Origin of the sequence: Yersinia hibernica, from assembly GCF_004124235.1 — a bacterium.
Taxonomy (GTDB): Bacteria; Pseudomonadota; Gammaproteobacteria; order Enterobacterales; family Enterobacteriaceae; genus Yersinia; species Yersinia hibernica.
This window is the reverse complement of the sequence record NZ_CP032487.1, coordinates 3,138,000-3,161,817: the sequence shown is the minus strand read 5'-3', so window position 1 is coordinate 3,161,817 and position 23,818 is coordinate 3,138,000. Positions and strand designations below refer to the sequence as shown.

The window sequence follows — 23,818 nt, the reverse complement described above, 5'->3', positions numbered from 1 at the left end:
CTTGCCCAAAAAACCCTGCTTTTTTAGCTTTTTTTGCAGCCAATTTCCTAATGACTAATTTACCTTTATCTTCAATACTGGTTGAGTGAAATTGCATTCCATTTTAAAAGATCTGACGTTCTAATAATTTAGGTGTTTAAAACATTATTAAAAATAAGTGATTAGCTTTTTGAACTCACAGGGATGGCGACCTTTTAGTCAGGAAAAATCAGTGAAGTCACTCCTGAGCTGACTGAAACCAGATGAACTCTAAAGGTAGGTAATTAGGTGAAAATAATATCCGTAGATGTAACCGTTTTTTCTTATCCAACCCGGCGTGTTTCTGATACCGCAGGGCATTCACATCCCGGCGAGGAATCATTGGCAAAAATGGCCATGCTGACCTTAACCACTGACGAGGGGGATTGTGGTTATGCATTTGCCCCACCGGAAGTGATTCGCCCACACATTATCAACAGTTTCTTTAAAAAGGTTTTGCTAGGGCAGAACCCATTTGATCGCGAGCGGCTGTGGAATGATTTGGTGCATTGGCAGCGGGGCAGTGCCAATCAGTTAACCGACCGGGCGCTGGCGATTGCTGAACAAGCCATCTGGGATTTGTTGGGGCGCAAGTTGGGCCAACCGGTTTATAAGTTGCTGGGTGGGTATCGCGATAAAGTATTGGCCTACGGCAGCACCATGTGTGGTGATGAACTCGCCGGGGGATTATCCACGCCGGATGAATATGCGCGCTTTGCTGAGCAGTTGGTCGCTCGTGGTTATAAGGGCATTAAGCTGCATACCTGGATGCCTCCGGTCTCCTTTGCGCCAAGTCCGCAAATGGATGTTCGCGCATGTGCTGCGGTGCGTGAAGCCGTCGGGCCAAATATTGCGCTGATGCTGGATGGTTACCATTGGTATAGCCGCAGCGACGCACTTTACATCGGCCGTGAATTGCAAAAGTTGAATTTCAGTTGGTTTGAAGAGCCGATGGAAGAACAGAGTATGGCGTCTTATTGCTGGCTGAGAGAAAACCTACAAATAGACATCATTGGGCCGGAAAGTCTGGCGGGTAAATACTTTAGCCGTGCTGACTGGGTGAAAGCCGGGGCGTGCGACATTTTACGCGCCGGTGTTCAGGGCGTTGGGGGGATAACTCCTTGCCTGAAAGTGGCGCATTTGGCGGAATCTTTCGGTATGGATTGTGAAATCCACGGTAACGGCGCGCCTAATTTGGCGGTCGTCGGGGCTATCCGTAATTGCCGTTGGTATGAGCGCGGGTTGCTGCATCCATTCCTTGATTACGAAGAGCCTGCCGCTTATCTAAATAGCATTATTGACCCGATGGACCACGATGGCTATGTCTCTTTACCGACCCGTCCGGGACTCGGTGAAGATATTAATTTCGACTATATCGACGCTCATACCCTCCGTTCTTGAAACCGCCAGATATTAGCGGCAGCACTCAGGACTTAAGGGACATATAACACGCGGTATCGACCTATAAAAACAAGCATTCAGATCTAGCCTTTTCTTACCGGAGATGGTCCATGAACGCGATAATAATAGTAAGAACACTCCTCCTTACCCTACTGATCACACTGACGTCGACTGGCGTCAGTGTGGCCAAAACACCCGATGATCAACTGATTGTTGGCATGAATATGAATAACTTACTGTCACTCGATCCTGCGGCGATGACGGGCAATGATGCAGTTTCAATCATTGTTAATATGTATGACTCGCTGGTGGAATTAGACCCACACACTCCCAGCAAGATTTTGCCGGGCGCAGCGACTGCATGGAAAATCAGTGATGATGGCAAGTTAATTACGTTTACCTTGCGCGATGGCATGAAGTTCCACTCAGGTAATCTGGTGACCGCTGCCGATTTTGCCTGGTCAATGAAGCGCCTGATGCACCTGAACTTGGCGCAAGCCACCACCTGGAAATCCTACGGTTTCACCGCTGATAATGTGCAGCAATTGATTCGCGCCAAAGACCCTCTCACAGTGGAGATTGAGTTACCGAAACCGACGGATCCGAAATTGGTGATTTATTCACTGGCGACGTTAGGCAGTGGGTCAATTCTGGATAGCGCGACTGTCATACAACATGAGAAAAACGGTGACTGGGGCAATGGTTGGCTAACCACCAATGAGGCCGGGTCTGGCCCATTCAAGTTGGATGTTTGGCAGGCGAAAGATGTGTTGCGCATCAGCCGAGTCAACGATTATTGGCAGGGTGATGCCAAAATGAAGCGCGTGATATTCCGCCATATGACGGAGTCACAAGCGCTGCGATTAATGATAGAAAAAGGGGATATTGATATTGCCAGCGGTATGTCGGTACCCGATATCAACGCACTGAAAAGTAATCCTGACATTCAAGTAGACGAAGTACAGCGTGGCACCCTTTATTATGTCGCAATGAGCTTGAAAGAACCGCATTTCGCTAACCCGAAAGTGCGCGAGGCAGTACGTTATCTTATTGATTATGATGGAATTAATAAAACCATAATGCCGGGCTATGGGATTTTCCATCAGCGCCCAATCCAGAAAGGAATGGATGTCACCCTGCCGGACCCGGGCTATAAACTTGATGTGGCGAAAGCCAAGGAATTGCTAGCACAAGCGGGTTATCCAGACGGTTTCACCACGACCCTACGGGTGTTGTCTGACCCGCCGTTCATCAATGTTGCCACTTCGGTGCAATCCACTCTGGCCCAAGCGGGGATTCAGGCCAAAATTCTGACCGGCACTGGTAATCAGGTTTACGGTGCAATGCGTGATCGCCAGTTCGACATGTTGGTCGGCCGTGGTGGTGGTGGCGTTGATCCGCATCCGCACTCCAGCCTGCGCTCGGTTGCTTATAACCCAGATAACAGTGATGCCGCTAAGTTGACTAACTTCCAAGGCTGGCGCACCTCTTTCTATGATAAGCAACTGAATGATTTGATTGATAACGCATTAATCGAGAAAGACCCGGCCAAGCAAAAGCAAATGTACGTGGAAGTACAGGAGCGCTACGACGCACTGTTCCCGGCCATTTTGCCGATTTCACAAATGGTTGATTCGGTTGTTGTGCGCAAAGATGTGGTCGATTACGTGCCGCATCCATCAACCACTACCCGCCTGCTACAGGTGTATAAGCAGCGATAATTCACGGCACGTAACCTAAACCGTGGGCAGGGGGTCAGTAGGCTTTGCCCGTTTTGGGAGGATAGCATGAAGGTTTCAGACTGGTTTGCACCGCATGGCATGGCGCGACGTTTATCCAAGCGCTTTTTGCAGGTGGCCGTGACCTTATTTGGCTTATTGATTCTGACTTTTATTATTGGTCGGGTGATGCCGATTGACCCAGTTTTGGCGATTGTCGGCCAAGACGCGGACCAAAGTACCTATCAGCAGGTTTACCTGCAACTGGGGTTGGATAAGCCGCTTTGGACACAGTTCTTTATCTACTTTAACTCACTCATCCACGGTGACCTCGGCAATGCTTTACTTACCGGCCGGCCGGTAGCCGATGACATTATCCGCGTGTTCCCAGCCACGATTGAGTTGGCCACCATGGCGATTCTGGTCGGCGCGGGCCTGGGTATCCCATTAGGGGTGATGGCAGCAGCACGACGCGGCAAATTTGCTGATTATATGGTGCGTTTTATCAGTCTGGCTGGCTATTCAACCCCGATTTTTTGGGTCGGGATGATGGGGCTGCTGGTGTTCTATGCTTGGCTTAATTGGGTCGGTGGAGCCGGGCGGGTTGATATGGCCTATGACGGTTTGGTGGATAGACGTAGCGGATTATTACTGATTGATTCGGCACTGGCTGGTGAATGGGAGGTATTTCGCAGCGCCGTCAACCACCTCTTGCTCCCCGCCACTATTCTGGGATTCCACTCATTGGCCTATATCAGCCGCATGACTCGCAGCTTTATGCTGGCGCAGTTATCACAGGAATACATTATTACCGCCAAAGTGAAAGGGTTGTCTGAGTTTCAGGTGTTATGGGGCCACGCATTTCGCAATATTTTGGTGCAATTACTGACGGTGGTGGCGCTGGCTTACGGCTCATTACTGGAGGGCGCGGTATTGATCGAGACCGTCTTCTCTTGGCCTGGTTTTGGTTCTTATCTGACCGGCAGTTTATTACTCGGCGACATGAATGCGGTGATGGGCTGTGTCTTGCTGGTTGGGCTTATCTTTGTTTCGCTGAATTTACTGTCTGACATGCTGTATCAGATCTTTGACCCGAGGACGAATCAATGATGCTTTCCTCTGAACCCGATAATGTCGTAGCGCGTCTTGAAATAAAAACTCAGGGCTGGAAGCGCGGGCTACGGCGGGTTGTTAATTTCTTCCACACTTTAATGCGAAATCCCCTGACTGCCATTGGCGTGTCTATTATCGGTTTGTTATTAGTGGTGGCTTTTTTTGCTCCATGGCTAGCAACTCATGACCCGCTGGCACAAGATCTCGGCAATGCATTGCAAGCCCCCGGCAGCCAACATTGGTTTGGCACTGATGAGTTTGGTCGGGATCAATACAGCCGGCTGATTTATGGCGCGCGTACCACATTATATATTGTGGCATTGGTATCAGTGACTGTTGGACCCATCGGTTTGCTGCTCGGCGTGGTGGCGGGTTACTTTGGTGGCAAGGTCGATAGCATCTTGATGCGCATTACCGATATTTTCATCTCTTTCCCCAGTTTGGTGCTGGCGCTGGCATTCGTCGCCGCTTTAGGCCCCGGCTTGGAACACGTGGTTATCGCGATAACATTGACCGCCTGGCCACCCATTGCCCGTTTGGCGCGCGCCGAAACCCTCTCGTTGCGCAATGCAGATTTTGTCTCGGCGGTGAAATTGCAGGGGGCCTCGCCACTGCGTATTTTGCTGCGCCACATCGTGCCGCTGTGTCTGCCGTCGGTGATTATCCGTATCACGATGAATATGGCCGGGATTATTTTGACCGCAGCGGGGCTTGGCTTCCTCGGTTTGGGGGCTCAGCCACCGGATCCTGAGTGGGGGGCGATGATCTCCAGTGGCCGGCGCTACATGATGGAGTGCTGGTGGCTGGTGACTATCCCTGGCTTAGCTATCTTGCTGAATAGCCTGGCATTTAACTTCTTAGGAGATGGCCTACGTGACATTCTCGATCCCAGAACAGAATAAGTCAGCGTCCTTGTTAGAGGTGGACGAGCTGCGGGTGAGCTTCGTCAATGGTAAACAGGTGACTGATGCGGTGCGCGGAGTCTCATTCGCGCTTGGCAAAGAGAAATTGGCGATTGTGGGAGAGTCCGGGTCGGGGAAATCCACCGTCGGGCGGGCGCTACTTAAATTGCATCCGGCCAGTGCACAGATTCATGCCAACACATTGCGCTTTGCCGAAGTGGATTTACTGCACGCCAGTGAAGCTAAAATGCGTGAAGTGCGCGGCAAGCGGATGTCGATGATTATGCAAGACCCCAAATACTCGCTGAACCCGGTGGTTTGTGTCGGAGATCAAGTGGCGGAGGCTTATCTGGCGCACCATAAAGTGTCGCGCCAAGAGGCCAAGGAGCGGGTGTTATCCATGTTCGAAGTGGTGCGTATTCGTCAACCCCAGCGAGTATATAACTTGTATCCACACGAAGTTTCTGGCGGTCAAGGGCAACGGATCATGATTGCTATGATGCTTATCACCGGGCCAGAAATGGTGATTGCCGATGAACCCACCTCGGCGCTGGACGTATCGGTGCGGTTACAAGTTTTGGCGATGCTGGATGATTTAGTGCAAGAGCGCGGGCTGGGGCTGATTTTTATTAGTCATGATATCAATCTGGTACGTAGTTTCTGTGACCGGGTGCTGGTGATGTATGCCGGCCGGGTGGTGGAATCTATTGCTGCTTGTGACCTTGATAATGCGCAGCACCCCTATACCCGTGGCCTGCTCAATGCTTTGCCGGATCTGAATAATCGCCGCGACCGTTTGCCGGTGATGGTGCGCGATCCGGCCTGGATGAATGGTTAAGGAGCCCGTTATGTCTGCAAATCCGATGATTGAAATCAATAACCTTAACCTTATCTTTGGCGAGGGTAGCCTGCAAAATCAGGTGCTGTTTGATGTGAATTTGGCGGTGAACGACGGCGAAATTTTTGGTTTGGTGGGGGAATCTGGCTCGGGTAAAACCACCGTCCTGAAATGCTTGGCAGGGCTATTTAACCACTGGACTGGGCAGCTCACACTGAACCAAATTCCTCTGGCGCATCGAATTGAACGTGACCGGTGTCGTCATGTCCAGATGGTGTTTCAAGACCCCTATGGTTCGCTGCATCCGCGCCATACTATCGAATACATTCTTTCCGAGCCGCTGGTTATCCATGGCATTGGTGATCGCGACCAACGGATTGACAGTATTTTAGAGAAAGTGGGCCTTAACCGCTTGTTTCGCCAACGTTATCCGCACCAACTATCGGGGGGGCAGCGCCAGCGGGTGGCTATCGCGCGGGCATTAATCCTCGAACCGCGGGTTTTGCTGCTGGATGAACCCACCTCGGCACTGGATGTGTCAGTACAGGCTGAGATTCTGAATCTGCTGGCGGAATTACAGCAGCGGGAGAAGCTAACTTATTTGATGGTCACTCATGATTTGGGTGTTATTGCGCATCTGTGTCACCGCGTTGCAGTGATGCAACACGGCCGAATATTAGAAACCCTGAATACTACCGATTTAACCACCGACTGCGAAAAAACCGCCTATACCCATATGCTGGTCGATGCCAGTCGTCAGTACAGCCGTGACTTGGCACAGAAAGCGGCCCAAATGTCATAATGTTGTTGGGCGCTTCTGCTAGGGAGCGCCTAATTTTCAAGACTCTTCAGCCATCTTCTTTAGCCACTGAATAAAAGCATTAATTTTAGGCCACTGCCGGTCAGAGAGAGTCGAGATGTAGTAGCGCTGCTCATACCTCACTTCCATGCCGGGGAACGGCATAATTAACTCTTGGTTTTCCAACCGTTTAGTCACCAGTTTTTTGCGCCCCATGGCGATACCCACATGATTAATAGCAGCAATAATCGCTAAATCGGAGCGGTCAAAACCCATACTGCGTTGCAGCGGGTCGAGATCAAAACCGACTTGTTGGCTCCAAGTATTCCATTCGCAGCTGTCGGAATCATAACTCCAGGCTTGCCGGTCATGCAGCAAGGTACATTGCCGCAAATTATTCAGATTGCCATACAGCTGATGTTGCTCTGCATATTCCGGGCTGCATACCGGCACCATAGATTCATCCATCAAGTGTTGGTAGGACAATTTTTCCGGGGTTTTATCATCAAAATAAATAGCTAAATCAATGCCGCCACTTTGGAAATTGACATTCTCATTACCGGTCAGAATATTCAGGCTGATGGCGGGATAGTGCTGGGCGAAATCGGCCAGTTTGGGGACTAACCAGCATTGGGCAATTGAGGGGCGAGAATACACCGTAAGTGTGCCAGACAGTTCCTGATTTTTTATTTCCAGGATTTCCTGATTAAGGTATTCCAATGATGATTTCAGCACCCAAAATACCCGCTCGCCTTCGCTGGTAAGTTCGACTTTGCGATGAAAGCGCTGGAACAGTTTGAACCCCAATTCGTCTTCGAGGCTATTAATCCGGTGACTAACGGCACTGGGGCTAATGGATAACTCATCGGCCGCTAGCGCAAACGAACTATGTCGTGCGGCAATTTCAAAGGTGTAGAGTTTAGATAACTGATAGCCATTCAGTAATTTATTGCGGGCGATATAGCTTTTTTCTCGGTACATAGCGGCTTCTCAAACACTCTTACTTGTCTAAATAGTTTAGCGCAATGGCCAGCAAAGTACGCGCTTAGGATTAGCTGGTGTGATTCAAATCTGAATCATCCACAAAACTTTGACCAATATTACATATTTGATTCAATCTGGATCATCTGAAAGCTGTTTTTTATCATTTGTCAGTATCGGCTAATTCTTATTCAATAAGTACAGAACTTATTATTAGAAGAGGTTGGCTATGGACTCACAAATATGGGTGGTGGGGACGTTATTAACGAGCATCATTATCATTATCTTCACCATTGTAAAACTGAAAATACATCCTTTTCTTGCGCTCCTATTAGCCAGTTTTTATGTCGGGCTATTAATGGGCATGAACCCGCTGAAGATGGTGAGCGCCATTGAAAACGGAATTGGTGGCACTTTGGGTTTCCTGGCCGCAGTGATTGGGTTGGGGACTATCCTAGGGAAAATGATGGAAATATCCGGTGCAGCTGAGCGCATCGGCATCACCTTACAGCGCTGCCGCTGGCTATCACCGGATGTGACCATGGTGCTGGTTGGGCTTATTTGCGGTATCACCCTCTTTGTTGAAGTGGGTGTTGTCTTATTGATTCCATTAGCATTTTCCATTGCCAAAAAAACCAACACCTCACTGCTGAAATTGGCTATTCCGCTGTGTACCGCATTGATGGCGGTGCATTGTGTGGTGCCACCACATCCGGCGGCCATGTATGTGACCAATGCTTTAGGGGCTGATATTGGCACCGTGATTGTTTATGGGCTGGTGGTCGGGCTGGCTGCATCTTTAATTGGCGGGCCACTGTTCCTACGTATTGTCGGCAAGCGGCTGCCCTTTAAAACCGTGCCGCAAGCATTCTCTGAAGTGAAAGTGCGTAATGAGGATGAACTGCCGTCACTCGGTGCCACTTTATTTACCATTTTACTGCCGATTATTCTGATGCTGGCGAAAACTGCCGCAGAGCTGAATATGGAAAAGGGCACGCCGACATATTTAATATTAGAGTTCATCGGTAATCCGATTACTGCCATGTTCATTGCGGCGTTTGTTGCCTATTACACATTAGGCATCCGACAAAATATGGCTATGAGTACATTGCTGGCAAAAACTGAAGAGAGTTTTTCTTCTATTGCCAATATTCTGTTAATCATTGGTGCCGGAGGGGCATTTAACGGAATATTAAAAGCCAGTGGGCTGGCAGATTCATTAGCAGTGATTTTATCAAACCTAGATATGCACCCAATTCTATTGGCATGGCTGGTGGCGCTGATTCTGCATGCGGCGGTGGGCTCGGCGACAGTGGCGATGATGGGGGCAACAGCCATTGTTTCTCCAATATTACCAATGTATCCCAATGTCAGTCCCGAAATTATTACTCTGGCTATTGGCTCTGGTGCTATTGGTTTCACCATTGTCACTGACTCGCTATTCTGGCTGGTAAAACAATATTGCGGCGCAACATTGAGCGAGACATTTAAATATTATACCACCGCGACCTTTATCGCGTCGGTAATTGCATTAGGCACCACTTTCCTACTTTCTTACATCATATGATCGCAAAGAGACATTCTATGAAAAGCACTGAAATTGATAAATTAGTTACCGATTATCCTGTGGTCAAAAATCTTATCAATTTAGAGGAGGTGACCTGGTTTAACCCGCAGGCGACCACTCTTGAAAAAGGGCTGCCTTACGTCGGGCTAACGCAACGCGATGTTGCGGATGCTGAGGCTCGTTTACAGCGTTTCGCCCCTTATCTGTGCCAGGCATTCCCTGAAACACAGCAGACAAAAGGCATTATCGAGTCTGAGATTGTGGCCATTCCAGCCATGCAACAGGCTTTGCAACAGCGCTATGGGGTAGAAATTACCGGCCGTTTGCTGTTAAAGAAAGACAGCCACTTGCCGATTTCCGGCTCTATTAAAGCGCGTGGCGGCATTTATGAAGTCTTAACTCATGCGGAAAAACTGGCATTACAGGCTGGTTTACTGGCGGAAACTGATGATTATAGCAAGTTGTTTTCTGATGATTTCCGCCAGTTTTTCAGCCAGTACCGCATTGCCGTGGGGTCTACTGGCAATCTGGGCATGTCGATTGGCATCATGAGTGCCAAATTGGGGTTCAGTGTTAGTGTGCATATGTCAGCTGATGCCCGTGAATGGAAAAAACGCAAACTGCGAGAACATGGTGTCAATGTGGTGGAGTATGCGCAAGATTATGGCGTAGCAGTGGCACAAGGGCGTAAACAGGCAGAATCTGATCCAAATTGTTTCTTTATCGACGATGAAAACTCATCCACTTTATTCCTCGGCTACTCGGTGGCGGGCGGTCGACTGAAAAAACAGTTTGCCGAGCAGCAGATAGTGGTTGATGAAAATCACCCGTTATTTGTCTATCTCCCCTGTGGCGTGGGGGGCGGCCCCGGTGGCGTGGCTTTCGGTTTGAAACTGGCATTCGGTGATCATGTTCATTGTATTTTTGCTGAGCCGACCCATTCACCTTGCATGTTATTGGGCGTTTACACCGGTTTGCATGATGATATTTCTGTGCAAGACATCGGTATCGATAATATTACTGCAGCAGATGGTCTAGCGGTCGGGCGGGCATCCGGATTTGTTGGCCGCGCTATGGCGCATTTACTGGATGGTTTTTATACCTTAAGTGATGGTGAAATGTATGACCTGCTGGGTTTGCTTAACCGGCATGAAGGTATCCAACTGGAGCCTTCAGCACTGGCGGGTATGCCAGGCCCGGTGCGGGTCAGCGCCAGTAGCGGTTATTTACAAGACAATCATTTTAGTGCCGAGAAAATGCAGAATGCCACTCATTTAGTGTGGGCAACTGGCGGCGGGATGGTACCTGCTGAAGAGATGGAGAAATACCTCGCGACGGCGAAGATTTGATGCCATAACGGGGTAAAAATAGCAAAAGCACTGTTGTTATCAGCAACGCAAGATTTTCTACTGAAGTTCTACTGTAGAACTTAAAAAAGAGTAAATCACCGTCCGCTATTAACAGCAGTGCTAATGAAATAACTTTATATTGAGCAGGATCATCAAGTTACTAGCGCGCAATAGCCATTTTATTTACATGGTTATTTTGTTCTGAATTATAGAAACTCCCCCGCTGTTAATTCATTACTTTTCTTTTTCGTAAGAATTAAAACCTACTTTTAGTGCTAAAAGCAGGTCACTAAATATTATTTTATTTTTAGGTTTATATTGTTTGTTTTTTAGCCATATACTTAAATCCAACTATAAAGAGTCTTAATGTAACTCCTGTTCTATCTTGTTTGATATGCGAGATGGTTTATTTGATTTATATAATCTATAAGTCAGAGGTGTTAAATGAGAATACTCATCATCATATTGTCACTATTAATAGCAGCTTGTGCAGATCAAACCAGTGGAGCAATCAAAGACTTTGCCACAGTGACCAATTCTTCGGCAGAAATAAATCGACAGTTGATTACTGAATATAAAAACACGTTTAAAGTAAGAAAAATAGCTGAAATTGCAAAGGCTAATACTACTTTAAATATCGAGTTTAGCGAAGATACCCCCTATATTCCTGAGCTAAATATAGCCCTTGATAGCAAGAGCGAGGAGCAGCAAAAAATTATTGAAACGTCAGAGCAACTGACTACTGTTAATGACGTACTTGCTCTGTACTCGGTATTATTGGTTAAGTTGGCTGCAGCGGGAAATGTTGAGGATATCAATAAGGCATCGACGAATTTTAATCATTCACTGACTCAGATAAACAACAGTTTGAAAACAACCTTTAATAGACAGGATGAGGTGATTACCGCAAAGCAAATTGCCGCTATCTCATCAACTATTGATACTGCTGCGATAGCAAGTATTGATTACTATAGGAATCAAAAGATTAAGAAAGTTGTCAATGAAGCTAATGTGCTAATAGGAAATATTCATAAAATTCTGGTTAATGATTTAGCCAATGGTGATGTTATTAGCAAGGTGTATTACACAAGAAGAGACATTTTTGCAAAGGAAGTTATAGATTATAATTACATAAAAACATATACAAAATTTAATAGCCGCTATGATGAGCTTAATTATTTTTATCAAAAAGAAGGTGAACTAAGTAAGGCAAGTGAGAGTAATTTCAAAATTGGATTAATAAAAAATCTAGATAACATAAAAGATGCGCACCAAAAATTAACCGATCAAGTCAATGATAACAGTCTCTCTGATGCTAATTTATTGATATTGATAGAGCAAATCAGTGCTTATGTTAACCAGTATAAAAAATTCAACAGTTCAGTTAATGCCAACTAATTGTTAAGTATAATTATTTTTTAATAAAGCGAGGTAATAAAAATGTCACTAAATGATGATTTAGAAAATGCACTGATTTCAGCTATGGGGAAGAATAGTTTACTGATTGCCAAATGGCCTGTTGATGATAAAAATGTTGTCATTGATCCTGAGGAATATTGGACATTGGTATCAAAAAATAATCAACTAAGCACGGCTCTCGCTCAGCTGGATAAAATATCCCCGGCGGATGTGGCTATTATATCCGACATAAAAAATTCATCGCAAAAAATAACCGATGCCGTTAATGAAGCTATAAACAATATTAATGATGTCGCTGTGGTTATCGACAAAGCGGCAAAATTGATAAAGCTCGCTGCAAAAATACTATTATGGTTTAAGTAGTTTATCGTAACCGCCTAACTGTCCGGTGATTTTGTTCGGTAAACATTATTTTTAAATGTATGACTGTTGTTAACTTACTGTTCATGCTCTTTTTGTGTCTAAGTTACTGGAGGGAATATGCGTAGATTATTATTCTTACTATTTAATGTCATGTTTTTTATTTCTCCTTCCTTACTTTATGGGCAAGATAACACTGATGATAAAGACACTACGAAAATCTCTGGCGTAGTTTCTGATTCGACCAAATGCCGTGGTTGTGAGCCAGCGGCTATAACAACACCTAAAGCCCCCAATCTCGGTAATGTGGTGATGGTACCTGTACCCGCGGTTCCGCTCAGTGCTCCTGGAATAAGTCATCTTATTCAATCGCCAGAGGATAATAAAACTCTGGCTAATATATCAGCACGATTGGATAGCATGAAAAAAACTGTTGATGCTCAAACTCGCGTTATTAATGAACTCAATCAGAGGATAGCTAAGATTGAGTCAAAGGAACAAAAGTGATAGTAGGGGAATAATCATGACTGATGCTATTGATACTCTTAATTCAGCCTCGCAAGAGATGGCAAAAACCTTTAATGCTGACACGGTGAGCCATATGGCAAACAATACAAAGCCGATTTGGAGTGCAGAGCTGGTGATGTCATTGTCTACGAGTATATTGGTATTTACTGCATTTATTCTTGTTTTGATTACTTATATTTTGATTAAATGCAAATTACGTGGCGGATATATTTTAAAGATGTATACCATCATTCTAATCATTTCCTTCTCTGCCTATTTATGTGTGACTGGGTATGATAACAACCAATTAGCACCGATCCTTGGTTTATTTGGTGCGATCGCGGGTTACCTGCTTGGCAAGGATGATGTTAGAAAAAGTACGTCTAATGATGCAAACCTAATTCCCTCTATTCCCCCTGCAGAAAAGCCGATTCCTCCCGCCCACGATTGAATGTCTAAATTGGATTTTCATGTGATGCACAGAAAAAGCACAAATTTGCACTTTTTCTGTGCGCTGAGTGTGTATTGGTCGATGACTTTTTCTCTTCTTGCTGTCCTGCCCGTGTTAGTTATCAAGCAATAACCCAAAAAGACTAATTTAATTTCAGTTAGTTATATCACTTTCCGCCATTTACTCTTTTCACTTTATGCCCGCTGGCATAGTTCATGCTTATGTCATTACATTCAAGTCACTTGAATACACTTCACATCACTTTAAATGAGGCGGCAATCATGACACGACGTAAACAGGCAATACCTTTGTGCTGGGCAATGCTGTGTGCTGCCAGCGTATTTTCTGCCACTGCTCACAGCGCAGATTTGCTGGACAAAATTAAAGCTGACAAGGTGATAACCATCGCCACCGAAGCGCGTTATGCGCCTTTTGAGTCAGTAGAGAATGGCAAGATTGTGGGATATGACGTTGATTTAATGAATCATATTTTGCAGAAAAAACTGCCGGGTGTTGAGGTTAAGCAACTTGATCTGCCTTTCCAGGGCATATTGCCCGGCCTTGATGCCAAGAAGTTCGATTTTGTTGTCACCGCGGTGACAGTGAATAAGCAGCGCGTGGACCATTTCGCGTTTACCGTCCCAATTGCTGAGTCCACCGTGGCATTGCTCAAACGTGATAATGACAATTCTATCAGCACCTTAGATGACTTGAGTGGCAAAGTGGTGGGATCTCAAGCCGGCTCTGGCCAGCTTCAGGTGCTGCAAGAATTTAATGACAAACTGAAAGCCAGCGGTAAGCCGGGTATCAAGGAGATCAAGCAATATGTCTCTTTCGATGAAGCTTATGCTGACTTGGCGAACAAACGGCTGGATGGCGTCGCCCAGTCACTGGCGAATCTTGGCCCATTAATCAAAACCCGTCCGGGGGTGTTTACCACATTAAAACCGATGTTAGGGCCAATCACCTATTTTGGCTGGGTCGGACGTAAAGGGGATGACAGTGCCACTTTGGTCAAACTGTTCAGCGACGGCATCAGTGAAGCCAACCGCGATGGCACCATGAAAGCATTGCAGCAGAAATGGTTCGGCTTCGTGATGGATGTTCCAGCGGATCAGATGCCAGCACCGAGCTTGTAAGAGGATTGATGATGGGGGAATTTTTCCAATTGCTGACGGCTTGGTTGCCGATGTTGATAGACGGCGCGCTGACCACCGCCTCGCTGTGTATGGTAGCCATTGTTGCCGGTTTTTTTATCGGTGTGGTTGTCTACCTGATGGAAAGTGGCCGCTCACGATTGGGCCGAGGATTCGCCCGTGTCTATATCAGTTTGTTCCGTGGCACCCCGGTGCTGGCGCAGGTTTTATTGTGCTTCTATCTGCCAGGAGAATTGGGGCTGTCGCTGCCCGGCTTTTTGGCGGCGGTGATGGCTTTAACACTCAACACCGCTGCCTATCAATCGCAAATTTTACGCAGCGGTTTCAATGCCATTCCGCCGGGGCAGTTGGAGGCCGCCGCCATGTGTGGACTCAGCCCGCGCCAGATGCTGTGGCACATCCAGATCCCCCAAGTGTTGCGCATCACCATGCCGTCATTGATTTCAGAGTTAATCGATGTGATCAAAGCCTCTGCGGTGGTATCGGTGATTGCCATTACCGATTTGATGCGGGTAGGGCAGCAATTGGCGTCGGCCACCTACCGCCCGCTGGAGGTCTATGTGGCGATTGCGTTGTCTTATTTGGTGTTGACCAGCCTGCTGGCCTTGCTAGGCGGCTATGTGGAACGGTGCTGGCATAAGGAGAGCCGATGAACGACTTCTTTCTTTATGTGCCGGACTTTGCCCGTGCATTGGGGGTCACACTGGCAATCAGCATGAGTGCGGCGCTCATCGGGGCCTTCGCCGGGTTCATTTTACACGCGGTGTGTCGGCATCGCCGGTGGCTGTTCTGGCCGTGGCGCACTTATGTGTGGCTGATTCGTGGCACACCCTATTTGGCACAGCTGGCGGTGTTCTATTTTGGTTTACCCGCCATTGGCATCACGCTCAGTGCCATCGAAGCCACCGTGTTGTCACTGGCCATTTACAGCTCGGCCTACTTTGGTGAAATCTTTCGCACAGCATGGAAAAGCATTGGGCTCGGGCAACTAGAAGCCGCGCAAGTGCATGATATTTCAGCATGGAAGAGTTTTTGGTATATCCAAACCCCGCAAGCATTGCGTTTTAGTCTGCCGCTGTTGGGGAACCAGTTCATTTTAACCATTAAAGAGAGTGCGGTGGCATCGATTATCACGGTGCCAGAGCTGACCATGACTACCGGGCAAATCGTCGCTAATACATACACTTATATCGTGCCTTATACCTTGCTTATCCTCAGTTATTGGCTGCTGGCGCAAGGTGTCAGTGTCGGAATTCGCCTACTTAGCCAGCGGGCCATCGAGGGATAACATCATGAATGCCGAACCTATTATTGAATTACGTCATCTGGGTAAATCCTTTGCGGGCAATCGGGTGCTTAGCGGCATCAATCTGACGGTAAAGGCCGGTGAAATTGTCACCTTAATTGGCCCTTCCGGATCGGGGAAAACCACCGCATTACGTTGCATGAATTTTCTCGAAGCCTATGACGAGGGCGAAGTGCTGATTAAGGGGCAATTGCTGGGTTACAGCAGTGCTGGGCGTGAGCCGAAGCACCGTGACAGTGCGGCATTAATTGCTGAAGTGCGCCGCCCGCTGGCGATGGTTTTCCAGCAATTTAATCTGTGGCCGCATATGACGGTGCTGGAAAATGTTTGTGCCCCGCTGATTTTGGGTACAAAACTGCCGCGTGAAGTTGCGCGAAAAAAAGCGGCGGCGGCGCTGGCGCAGGTGGGGATGTCGGACAAAGCCGAGGCTCGCCCAGCACGGCTATCCGGTGGACAACAGCAGCGGGTGGGCATTGCCAGAGCTTTGGCGCTGGAGCCGGAGTTGCTGTTGCTGGATGAGCCGACCTCCGCCCTTGATCCCGAGCGGGTAGAAGAGGTGCTCGATGTGATTAAAGTGTTGGCAAACAATGGGATGACTATGGTGATGGTGACGCACGAAATGTCCTTTGCTGCCAAAATTTCGTCCCGCGTGGTGTTTATGGCGGACGGTTCAATTATTGAAGCCGGCGCACCAGCAACCCTATTTCGCCAACCACAAACCGACCGATTGAAATCATTCCTAGCGCCGTGGTTTAAACGCCCGCTGCAACTGGATGAAGCGGAGGCCGGGCATGCTTAATTCTGTTGGTGTGCGCTTAGCCGGTTATGTCAGCCAACAGCGGTTGATGGATAAATTGGCACAATTGGCTCGCTTTGGGGCATTAGCGCATGGCGGAGTGAATCGGCAGGCTTTATCTGCCGAGGAATTAGATGCCAGAGCTTGGCTCATTGATTGGGCCTATACCTTGGGTTGCGAAGTGATGACCGATGACAGCGCCAACCTGTTTATCCGTCGCGCGGGGCGCGAAGATTTACCACCGGTGGTTACTGGCAGCCATATTGATACTCAGCCTTGCGGCGGTAATCTTGATGGATGCTATGGCGTGATTGCCGGTATGGAGTGCTTGAGTGCCTTGGCTGAAGCGGGTATCAGCACCTTGCGCCCCATTGAAGTGGCGGTATGGATGAACGAGGAGGGCAGCCGTTTCTCTCCCGGGGCCATGGGCTCCAGTGCTTTTGTTCAGCCGCAACGCCTGGCCGGTTATCTGCATAATCAGGATGCGCAAGGGATGACGTTGGCGCAAGCACTCGCAAACTGTCATCAACGTTTTGCGCAATTGCCGCGGCGCACTACGGTGCCAATGGCGGCGTTTGTCGAGCTGCATATTGAGCAAGGGCCGATACTGGAGCAGGCGAATCAACCTTTGGCCGTGGTGCAGGGTATTCAAGGGGTGCGCTGGTACCAAGTGACCTGTCTGGGGCAGTCCGCTCATGCCGGCACCACCCCGATGGCGGATCGCAAAGATGCTATGTCACTGGCACGCCAGACGGTTTCTCAGTTGGAGCAACTGACTGCCACATTGCCAGCGGAACAGCTGCGCCTGACTTTTGGCCGCTGGGAGATTGAGCCCAATGCCATTAATACCATTGCCGGACGTGCCACTTTCACCCTCGATTTTCGCCATGCCGACCCGCTGATATTGGCGCAGTTTGATGATTGGATGCAGCAAATTTCTGCATGTAACGTGGTGGTTGAGCAAATTTTCGCTCACCCACCGGTGGCATTCAATTCTGAGTTACTGGCGCAACAATATGCTTGTGCTCAGGCGCTACAGATAGAGGCCGCGACCCTGATTTCCGGTGCATTTCACGATGCGATGCATCTGGCCAGCCATTGTCCGACCAGCATGTTTTTTGTCCCCAGCCATAACGGCATCAGCCATAACCCGGCTGAATATACAGACCCTCAGTATCTGTACCTTGGCGCGAAGGCACTCGCCTGCTGCCTGACAGAACTGGCAAATCAACCCATAGGAGTTACCATGAGCACCCACACTTACCCCGCTTGCTGTGAAAAAGACAACGGTAGCGCACTGGGCACTAATGCCACCTTATCCGCACCAATCTCCGCCGACGGCACGCCGGTTCTCGGCGAAACCTATACAGTACCGGCCCGCTGTGGCCGGGCGGTGCGCTTGAGCAAAGGGCAGGTTATCCGCATCACGAACACCCACGGCAGTCAGGTGTGTGATACCTGGTTATTCAATAGCGCTGATCTGAGTGAGTTTTCATCAATGGAACATACTCGCGCATTTATTGATAAAATCATTCCTCAACCGGGAGATGCCCTAGTGACCAATCAGCGCCGTGCCATTGGCACACTACTGACTGATACCTCGCCGGGCGTGCACGATACCCTGATTGCGGCTTGTGACCTTTATCGCTATAGCAATATGGGGATCACTGATTACCACGACAGTTGTGCCGATAATATGCGCCTGGCGCTGAATGCTATCGGGTTGAGGGCTAAAGAAGTGCCACAACCTTTGAATTTGTGGATGAATACCCCCGTCAACCCGGATTACACCATTTCCTGGTTACCCACGGTGAGTAAAGCGGGCGATTATGTTGAGATCCGCGCCGAGTTGGATTGCATCGTCGTGATGTCAGCTTGCCCGCAAGACATTGTTCCAATCAATGGGTGTAACCCGCAGGATGTGCATTTTAGTGTCACTGAATAAGCACCAAATCAGCATATTCAGCATGTGGCCCGGCACGGATACGCCGGGCGTTTGAGTCTCTTTGAGCAGAGCAGATAGCAACTTATGAAAAAAAACGGTGATAGCGGCGGTTTTGTTTTATCTGATTTAGGAATGCGTTTACGTCATGCCCGTTTGGCACAAGACATCACGCTAAAGCAGCTGGCACTGAAAGTGGGATGCTCAGAGAGTTTATTGTCCAAATTGGAAAATGAAGTGGCGTCCCCCTCACTGGCGATGTTGCACCGGCTGGCGAGCGCACTGGAAACCAATATCTCAGATTTGATGGCAGAAAGTTGGGTAGCTGACTCACCAGTCTTGCAGCCGGAGCAGCGGGTGCGTAAGCGCTTTGTTCACCGGAATAAAAAAGGAGGAATTGCGTTGGAAAATCTAACGCATCACCATAAAGGCGGGTTATTGCAGGGGAATATTCATATTATTGAGCCGGGTGTCGCCAGTGATGGGCAGATAGAGCATCATGGCGAGGAGATGGGATATGTGTTGGAGGGGGAAATTGCACTCTATTTAGGTGAAGAGATTTATACCCTCGGTGTAGGTGATTCTTTTTATTTCCCCAGTCATGTCCCCCATGGTTACCGTAATATTGGCGAGTCTGTGGCCAAAGTGCTGTGGGTAAATACGCCGGTCACTTTCTAATTCTGTTATTTTGCAAATTGCCAATATGGTGTCCAGACCAGTTCTTTTGCCATCGGCAGCATGTGGCGCACCATCTTTGGGTCTATATTATTCATAGAGGAACTCAAACAAATCACCGTAAAAAACCGCTAAAGGGATGTTGTTATGGACAAAATGGCATTGATTACCCATAAAGTTATCCCTCAAAAACCTTCTGGCAATATTATGCTGGTAGGGGGCGCGCTCGGTGTGGTTTTCGGTGATATCGGGACTAGCCCACTTTATACCTTAAAGACCGTTTTATTATTATCGGGCAATAATCCAACTCCCATGGTTATTCTGGGATTGCTGTCACTAATTATTTGGACGTTAATTCTGGTGACATCAATAAAATATGCCATTTTCGCCATGCGCATTGATAATAATGGTGAGGGGGGCATTATGGCTCTCATGTCCTTATTAGTGCGGAAGGGGAAAGGGCAGCGGTGGGTTATTTTTTCCGCCTTACTTGGTGCTGCGCTAATTTACGGCGATGGTGCCATTACCCCGGCGATATCGGTACTTTCCGCCCTTGAAGGGCTCAATATTGTTATTCCACATGCACAACCCTATATCTTACCCGCGACAGTCATTATTCTGGTGGTATTATTCGCCATTCAACCTTTTGGTACCGCGAAAATAGGCAAAATTTTTGGCCCGGTCATGGCGCTGTGGTTTTTTGCTATTGCAGGGCTGGGGATATGGGGGATAGTGCAACATCCTGCTGTTCTGCTGGCGATTAACCCCTACTATGGCATTAACTTTTTGTTCTCTAATGGTTTTATCAGTTTTCTTGTCTTGGGTGGTGTTTTCCTCTGTGTCACCGGGGCGGAGGCTTTGTATGCCGATATGGGGCATTTTGGCAAAAAGCCGATTTGGATGGCGTGGTTTGGCCTGGTATTTCCCAGTTTATTACTGAATTATGCCGGTCAGTCCGCTCTAATTTTGGCGGGTGCAGATATTTCACATAATATCTTTTTCCGCTTGTGCCCGCCGATAATGCAAATTCCGTTGGTTATTTTGGCCACTCTTGCCACTATTATCGCCAGCCAGGCGATTATTACTGGGGCATTTTCCATGACCCGTCAGGCTATTCAACTGGGCTGGTTACCACGTTTGCGAATAAAACAGACGGCGGCAGAGAGTTATGGGCAAATTTATATTGGCACGATAAATTGGCTATTAATGATAGTGACTGTTTTTCTGGCGGTGTTTTTTAAATCCTCTGAAAATCTGGCGGCAGCTTACGGTATTGCCGTATCGCTGACTATGTTGATGACTTCCGGATTGTTATTTGTGGCGATGCGCAAAATATGGCGGTGGAATTTGTGGGCAAGTGCTTTAGTGGCCGGGGGATTTTTAGTTATCGATGCCTGCTTCCTTATTGCCAATCTGATTAAAGTGCTCGAAGGCGGTTACATTCCTCTGCTATTGGCGGCGGTGGTCTGCACCGTGATGCTGGTGTGGCACCGTGGGGTCAAAGCAACCTCGCAAGCTATTAGCGAAAAAGTGATGAGCATTGACGAATTTTTTACTCACATTCGCGATAAAAACATCCCTCGCGTACCGGGATCGGCCGTGTTTTTAACTCGAACTCAGAATGATATTCCTCCAGTGATGCGCTGGCATGTGGCCCGCAATCGTGCCCTACAGCAGAAGGTATTATCACTGACTATCACTATTTTGAATGTCCCCCGGGTGGATGTGACGGAGCGGCTGGTGGTGACCGAGCAAGCGCCGGATTATTGGCGTGGCACGGCACAATATGGTTTCATGGAGCGGCCACATATTCCGCTGTTATTACAAAGTATTACCGGTATGGATTGCCAATTTGAGCTAGATGATGTGACCTACTATTTAGGCCACGAAACCATTGTCGGGCGTGAGGATGGCAGGGGGTTACCGGCATGGCAGCGGAGCAGTTTTGCTTTTATGGTCAGAAATTGTACTCATGTGACCAACTACTATCATTTACCGAGTAATCAGGTGGTAGAGATAAGCCGGCGGGTCGCCATTTAGTTGATAAACAAGTCGTTAATAAAAAACGCCAGCAGAATGATTATCCGCTGGCGCTTGGGTTTATGACTTAACTGGTCGGATTGAGCTAAGCTTTCGTGCCTCGCGCGGCAATAATGGCATCGGCAACATTGCGCGGTGCTTCGGCGTAATGCTTGAATTCCATGGTATAAGTTGCACGACCCTGTGACATAGAGCGCAATACCGTGGAGTAACCAAACATTTCAGATAACGGTACTTCCGCCCGAATTATTTTCCCGCCACCGACCATCTCTTCCATCCCTTGAACCAGGCCACGGCGAGAGGAAAGGTCGCCCATCACATTACCGGCATATTCTTCCGGTGTTTCCACCTCGACACTCATGACCGGCTCCAGAATAACCGGAGAAGCGCGTTTGGCGGCCTCTTTGAAACCAAAGATGGCGGCCATTTTAAACGCCAGCTCGGATGAATCCACCTCGTGGTAGGAGCCGAACGTCAAGGTGACTTTCACATCCACCACCGGATAACCGGCCAAAACCCCGGTATTGGTCGCTTCAAGCACCCCCTTCTCGACGGCTCCGATAAACTCACGAGGCACCACGCCGCCTTTGGTCGCATCGACAAAGGCCACGCCGCTCCCGGGTTCCTGTGGTTCGAGAGTAAAGACCACATGGCCATACTGCCCTTTACCACCGGATTGACGAACAAATTTCCCCTCGACATCTGTCACGGTCTTGCGCACGGTTTCGCGGTAAGTCACCTGCGGCTTACCGATATTGGCTTCCACGCCGAACTCACGTTTCATGCGGTCGACAATGATTTCCAGATGCAATTCACCCATGCCGGAGATAATGGTCTGGCCGGACTCTTCATCCGTACGGATACGAAACGACGGGTCTTCCGATGCCAACCGTTGCAGCGCGATCCCCATTTTCTCCTGATCAGCTTTCGTCTTCGGTTCAATCGCTTGTGAGATCACCGGCTCTGGAAACTCCATGCGCACCAGCGTAATCACCGCATCCGGGTCACACAGTGTTTCCCCGGTGGTGACATCTTTCAAACCAACACAAGCGGCGATATCACCGGCACGGATTTCATCCACTTCAATCCGGTTATTGGCGTGCATCTGAACGATGCGACCAATACGCTCTTTTTTGCCGCGAATCGGGTTATAAACACTGTCGCCTTTGCTCAGAACACCAGAATAGACGCGCACGAAAGTGAGTTGACCGACATACGGGTCGGTCATGAGTTTGAACGCCAGCGCCGAGAATTTTTCATTATCATCGGCTTTGCGGCTCACTTCGTTACCGTCTTCATCTGTGCCCCTGACTGGCGGAATATCCACCGGTGATGGCATGAGTTCAACCACCGCATCCAACATGCGCTGCACGCCTTTGTTTTTAAAGGCACTGCCGCACATCATTGGCTGGATTTCACCGGCAATGGTGCGAATACGCAGACCCTGAGTAATTTCATCTACCGTAAGGTCGCCGGTTTCCAGATATTCTGTCATCAACGCCTCTGAAGCTTCAGCGGCTTCGGCGACCATTTTTTCGCGCCATTGATTGGCGGTCGCGAGTAAGTTTTCTGGGATTGGCTCATAGCTAAATGTCATGCCCTGGGAAGCTTCATCCCAAATAATGGCGCGCATCAAGCGCAAATCCACCACGCCGCGAAAGTGCTCTTCACTGCCGATTGGAATCACAATCGGCACCGGGTTAGCTTTCAGGCGGTCAATCATCATCTGCCGCACGCGGAAGAAATCAGCGCCGGGACGATCCATTTTATTGACGAATGCCAAACGTGGAACGCGGTATTTATTGGCCTGACGCCAAACCGTTTCGGATTGTGGCTGTACACCGCCAACCGCGTCATACACCATGACGGCACCGTCGAGTACCCGCATGGAACGTTCCACCTCAATGGTGAAATCCACATGCCCAGGGGTGTCGATAATATTGATACGGTGCTCGGGTAAGGTTCTGTCCATACCTTTCCAAAAGCAGGTCACGGCAGCCGATGTAATGGTAATGCCACGTTCCTGCTCCTGTGCCATCCAGTCAGTAGTCGCGCCGCCATCATGTACCTCACCCAGCTTATGACTGACACCGGTGTAGAACAAAATGCGCTCGGTAGTGGTGGTTTTACCGGCGTCGATGTGGGCTGAGATACCAATGTTGCGATAGCGCTCGATAGGAGTTTTACGTGCCATATTAAGTCCTTAAAGATGATGGCAATTTCGGGGCGGGCGGTTTGATGCTCTGCCGGGAAGTTGTGAGTTTATGTTCAGCATAACTGCCGATGATCATGTGATCGCCATCAGTATAATCCAATCGTACGAATATACACGTACAATTGGATTATTTGTTCTGAAAGTGTGCAATAATAGCGGTGGGTAATGATTGAGATGGCTCTCATCATTGCACTAGAATTATTAGTAGGGTCAAAATGCAGTATAGGCTATATTGCCGCCGCCTGAGGTTGTTCGATATGACCC

21 protein-coding genes and 1 pseudogene are annotated in these 23,818 nt (G+C 48.4%); 20 read left to right on the top strand and 2 right to left on the bottom strand.

The features are described from left to right. Positions 1–267: 267 nt before the first annotated feature. The 6 genes from D5F51_RS14935 to D5F51_RS14910 all read left to right on the top strand — a co-directional run bounded on the left by D5F51_RS14935 (position 268) and on the right by D5F51_RS14910 (position 6,792). The gene (locus tag D5F51_RS14935; protein WP_129197596.1) at positions 268–1,419 is read left to right on the top strand and encodes a mandelate racemase family protein; all 1,152 of its coding nucleotides are present in this window, start codon (positions 268–270) and stop codon (positions 1,417–1,419) included. Positions 1,420–1,637: 218 nt separating this feature from the next. After that, entirely contained in the window at positions 1,638–3,140 is a 1,503-nt protein-coding gene (locus tag D5F51_RS14930) for an ABC transporter substrate-binding protein (RefSeq protein WP_391592410.1), read from the top strand. 66 nt (positions 3,141–3,206) lie between these two features. After that, a complete protein-coding gene (locus tag D5F51_RS14925) occupies positions 3,207–4,247 on the top strand; it encodes an ABC transporter permease (RefSeq protein ID WP_025379401.1) in 1,041 nt (346 codons plus the stop codon). Further along, positions 4,247–5,152, top strand: coding sequence for an ABC transporter permease (locus tag D5F51_RS14920; RefSeq protein ID WP_129199363.1), 906 nt, complete (start codon positions 4,247–4,249; stop codon positions 5,150–5,152). Before D5F51_RS14925 ends, D5F51_RS14920 begins: the two co-directional genes overlap by 1 nt. Beyond that, complete coding sequence (locus tag D5F51_RS14915; RefSeq protein WP_129197592.1) at positions 5,115–5,990, top strand: ABC transporter ATP-binding protein; 876 nt, start codon at positions 5,115–5,117, stop codon at positions 5,988–5,990. The genes D5F51_RS14920 and D5F51_RS14915 overlap by 38 nt, the downstream gene beginning before the upstream one ends. A gap of 25 nt (positions 5,991–6,015) precedes the next feature. Then, positions 6,016–6,792 (top strand): ABC transporter ATP-binding protein, encoded by a 777-nt coding sequence (locus D5F51_RS14910; protein WP_025379398.1) that lies wholly within the window; start codon positions 6,016–6,018, stop codon positions 6,790–6,792. A gap of 36 nt (positions 6,793–6,828) precedes the next feature. Here the strand turns inward: D5F51_RS14910 and dsdC are convergent, their stop codons facing one another. Further along, positions 6,829–7,770, bottom strand: a complete 942-nt coding sequence (gene dsdC / locus D5F51_RS14905) for a DNA-binding transcriptional regulator DsdC (protein ID WP_129197590.1) — start codon at positions 7,768–7,770, stop codon at positions 6,829–6,831. A gap of 229 nt (positions 7,771–7,999) precedes the next feature. On the opposite strand from dsdC, the gene dsdX reads away from it, so the two are divergent. The 14 genes and pseudogenes from dsdX (at position 8,000) to D5F51_RS14835 (ending at position 21,339) form a co-directional block, all read left to right on the top strand. Further along, positions 8,000–9,337 carry a D-serine transporter DsdX gene (dsdX, locus tag D5F51_RS14900; protein WP_025379396.1) on the top strand — a complete coding sequence of 446 codons (1,338 nt, stop codon included), beginning with the start codon at positions 8,000–8,002 and terminating at the stop codon, positions 9,335–9,337. Between the two features lie 17 nt (positions 9,338–9,354). Continuing rightward, entirely contained in the window at positions 9,355–10,686 is a 1,332-nt protein-coding gene (locus tag D5F51_RS14895) for a D-serine ammonia-lyase (protein ID WP_129197588.1), read from the top strand. A gap of 444 nt (positions 10,687–11,130) precedes the next feature. Further along, positions 11,131–12,084: a hypothetical protein gene (locus D5F51_RS14890; protein ID WP_129197586.1), complete on the top strand. Its 954-nt coding sequence runs from the start codon at positions 11,131–11,133 to the stop codon at positions 12,082–12,084. 42 nt (positions 12,085–12,126) lie between these two features. Continuing rightward, positions 12,127–12,468, top strand: coding sequence for a hypothetical protein (locus D5F51_RS14885; protein ID WP_129197584.1), 342 nt, complete (start codon positions 12,127–12,129; stop codon positions 12,466–12,468). 117 nt (positions 12,469–12,585) lie between these two features. Beyond that, positions 12,586–12,972 carry a hypothetical protein gene (locus D5F51_RS14880; protein ID WP_129197582.1) on the top strand — a complete coding sequence of 129 codons (387 nt, stop codon included), beginning with the start codon at positions 12,586–12,588 and terminating at the stop codon, positions 12,970–12,972. Between the two features lie 16 nt (positions 12,973–12,988). Next, positions 12,989–13,423: a hypothetical protein gene (locus tag D5F51_RS14875; protein ID WP_129197580.1), complete on the top strand. Its 435-nt coding sequence runs from the start codon at positions 12,989–12,991 to the stop codon at positions 13,421–13,423. Between the two features lie 281 nt (positions 13,424–13,704). Continuing rightward, positions 13,705–14,562: a transporter substrate-binding domain-containing protein gene (locus D5F51_RS14870; protein WP_129197578.1), complete on the top strand. Its 858-nt coding sequence runs from the start codon at positions 13,705–13,707 to the stop codon at positions 14,560–14,562. A gap of 8 nt (positions 14,563–14,570) precedes the next feature. Next, positions 14,571–15,233 carry an amino acid ABC transporter permease gene (locus D5F51_RS14865; protein ID WP_162301747.1) on the top strand — a complete coding sequence of 221 codons (663 nt, stop codon included), beginning with the start codon at positions 14,571–14,573 and terminating at the stop codon, positions 15,231–15,233. After that, the gene (locus D5F51_RS14860) at positions 15,230–15,868 is read left to right on the top strand and encodes an amino acid ABC transporter permease (RefSeq protein WP_025379388.1); all 639 of its coding nucleotides are present in this window, start codon (positions 15,230–15,232) and stop codon (positions 15,866–15,868) included. The genes D5F51_RS14865 and D5F51_RS14860 overlap by 4 nt, the downstream gene beginning before the upstream one ends. A 1-nt stretch (position 15,869) precedes the next feature. Continuing rightward, complete coding sequence (locus D5F51_RS14855; RefSeq protein ID WP_129199359.1) at positions 15,870–16,685, top strand: amino acid ABC transporter ATP-binding protein; 816 nt, start codon at positions 15,870–15,872, stop codon at positions 16,683–16,685. After that, positions 16,678–17,960: pseudogene (locus D5F51_RS22785) on the top strand (M20 family metallo-hydrolase). The gene D5F51_RS14855 and the pseudogene D5F51_RS22785 overlap by 8 nt, the downstream one beginning before the upstream one ends. Then, on the top strand, positions 17,929–18,627 hold the full coding sequence (locus tag D5F51_RS22925) for a DUF1989 domain-containing protein (RefSeq protein WP_025379386.1): 699 nt from the start codon (positions 17,929–17,931) through the stop codon (positions 18,625–18,627). Before D5F51_RS22785 ends, D5F51_RS22925 begins: the two are co-directional and overlap by 32 nt. An 84-nt stretch (positions 18,628–18,711) precedes the next feature. Beyond that, the gene (locus tag D5F51_RS14840; protein WP_100273973.1) at positions 18,712–19,302 is read left to right on the top strand and encodes a cupin domain-containing protein; all 591 of its coding nucleotides are present in this window, start codon (positions 18,712–18,714) and stop codon (positions 19,300–19,302) included. A gap of 153 nt (positions 19,303–19,455) precedes the next feature. After that, the gene (locus D5F51_RS14835; RefSeq protein ID WP_391592409.1) at positions 19,456–21,339 is read left to right on the top strand and encodes a potassium transporter Kup; all 1,884 of its coding nucleotides are present in this window, start codon (positions 19,456–19,458) and stop codon (positions 21,337–21,339) included. A gap of 85 nt (positions 21,340–21,424) precedes the next feature. Here D5F51_RS14835 and fusA read toward each other — a convergent pair whose 3' ends face one another. Continuing rightward, complete coding sequence (gene fusA / locus D5F51_RS14830; RefSeq protein ID WP_129197574.1) at positions 21,425–23,533, bottom strand: elongation factor G; 2,109 nt, start codon at positions 23,531–23,533, stop codon at positions 21,425–21,427. Positions 23,534–23,818 lie beyond the last annotated feature (285 nt).

Excerpts from the sequence above, each read along its gene's own strand:
- D5F51_RS14930 (WP_391592410.1), top strand. The coding sequence starts at position 1,638 with ATGAATATGAATAACTTACTGTCACTCGATCCTGCGGCGATGACGGGC.
- D5F51_RS14925 (WP_025379401.1), top strand. The coding sequence starts at position 3,207 with ATGAAGGTTTCAGACTGGTTTGCACCGCATGGCATGGCGCGACGTTTA.
- D5F51_RS14920 (WP_129199363.1), top strand. The coding sequence starts at position 4,247 with ATGCTTTCCTCTGAACCCGATAATGTCGTAGCGCGTCTTGAAATAAAA.
- D5F51_RS14915 (WP_129197592.1), top strand. The coding sequence starts at position 5,115 with ATGGCCTACGTGACATTCTCGATCCCAGAACAGAATAAGTCAGCGTCC.
- D5F51_RS14910 (WP_025379398.1), top strand. The coding sequence starts at position 6,016 with ATGATTGAAATCAATAACCTTAACCTTATCTTTGGCGAGGGTAGCCTG.
- dsdC (WP_129197590.1), bottom strand. The coding sequence starts at position 7,770 with ATGTACCGAGAAAAAAGCTATATCGCCCGCAATAAATTACTGAATGGC.
- dsdX (WP_025379396.1), top strand. The coding sequence starts at position 8,000 with ATGGACTCACAAATATGGGTGGTGGGGACGTTATTAACGAGCATCATT.
- D5F51_RS14895 (WP_129197588.1), top strand. The coding sequence starts at position 9,355 with ATGAAAAGCACTGAAATTGATAAATTAGTTACCGATTATCCTGTGGTC.
- D5F51_RS14890 (WP_129197586.1), top strand. The coding sequence starts at position 11,131 with ATGAGAATACTCATCATCATATTGTCACTATTAATAGCAGCTTGTGCA.
- D5F51_RS14885 (WP_129197584.1), top strand. The coding sequence starts at position 12,127 with ATGTCACTAAATGATGATTTAGAAAATGCACTGATTTCAGCTATGGGG.
- D5F51_RS14880 (WP_129197582.1), top strand. The coding sequence starts at position 12,586 with ATGCGTAGATTATTATTCTTACTATTTAATGTCATGTTTTTTATTTCT.
- D5F51_RS14875 (WP_129197580.1), top strand. The coding sequence starts at position 12,989 with ATGACTGATGCTATTGATACTCTTAATTCAGCCTCGCAAGAGATGGCA.
- D5F51_RS14870 (WP_129197578.1), top strand. The coding sequence starts at position 13,705 with ATGACACGACGTAAACAGGCAATACCTTTGTGCTGGGCAATGCTGTGT.
- D5F51_RS14865 (WP_162301747.1), top strand. The coding sequence starts at position 14,571 with ATGATGGGGGAATTTTTCCAATTGCTGACGGCTTGGTTGCCGATGTTG.
- D5F51_RS14860 (WP_025379388.1), top strand. The coding sequence starts at position 15,230 with ATGAACGACTTCTTTCTTTATGTGCCGGACTTTGCCCGTGCATTGGGG.
- D5F51_RS22925 (WP_025379386.1), top strand. The coding sequence starts at position 17,929 with ATGAGCACCCACACTTACCCCGCTTGCTGTGAAAAAGACAACGGTAGC.
- D5F51_RS14840 (WP_100273973.1), top strand. The coding sequence starts at position 18,712 with ATGAAAAAAAACGGTGATAGCGGCGGTTTTGTTTTATCTGATTTAGGA.
- D5F51_RS14835 (WP_391592409.1), top strand. The coding sequence starts at position 19,456 with ATGGCATTGATTACCCATAAAGTTATCCCTCAAAAACCTTCTGGCAAT.
- fusA (WP_129197574.1), bottom strand. The coding sequence starts at position 23,533 with ATGGCACGTAAAACTCCTATCGAGCGCTATCGCAACATTGGTATCTCA.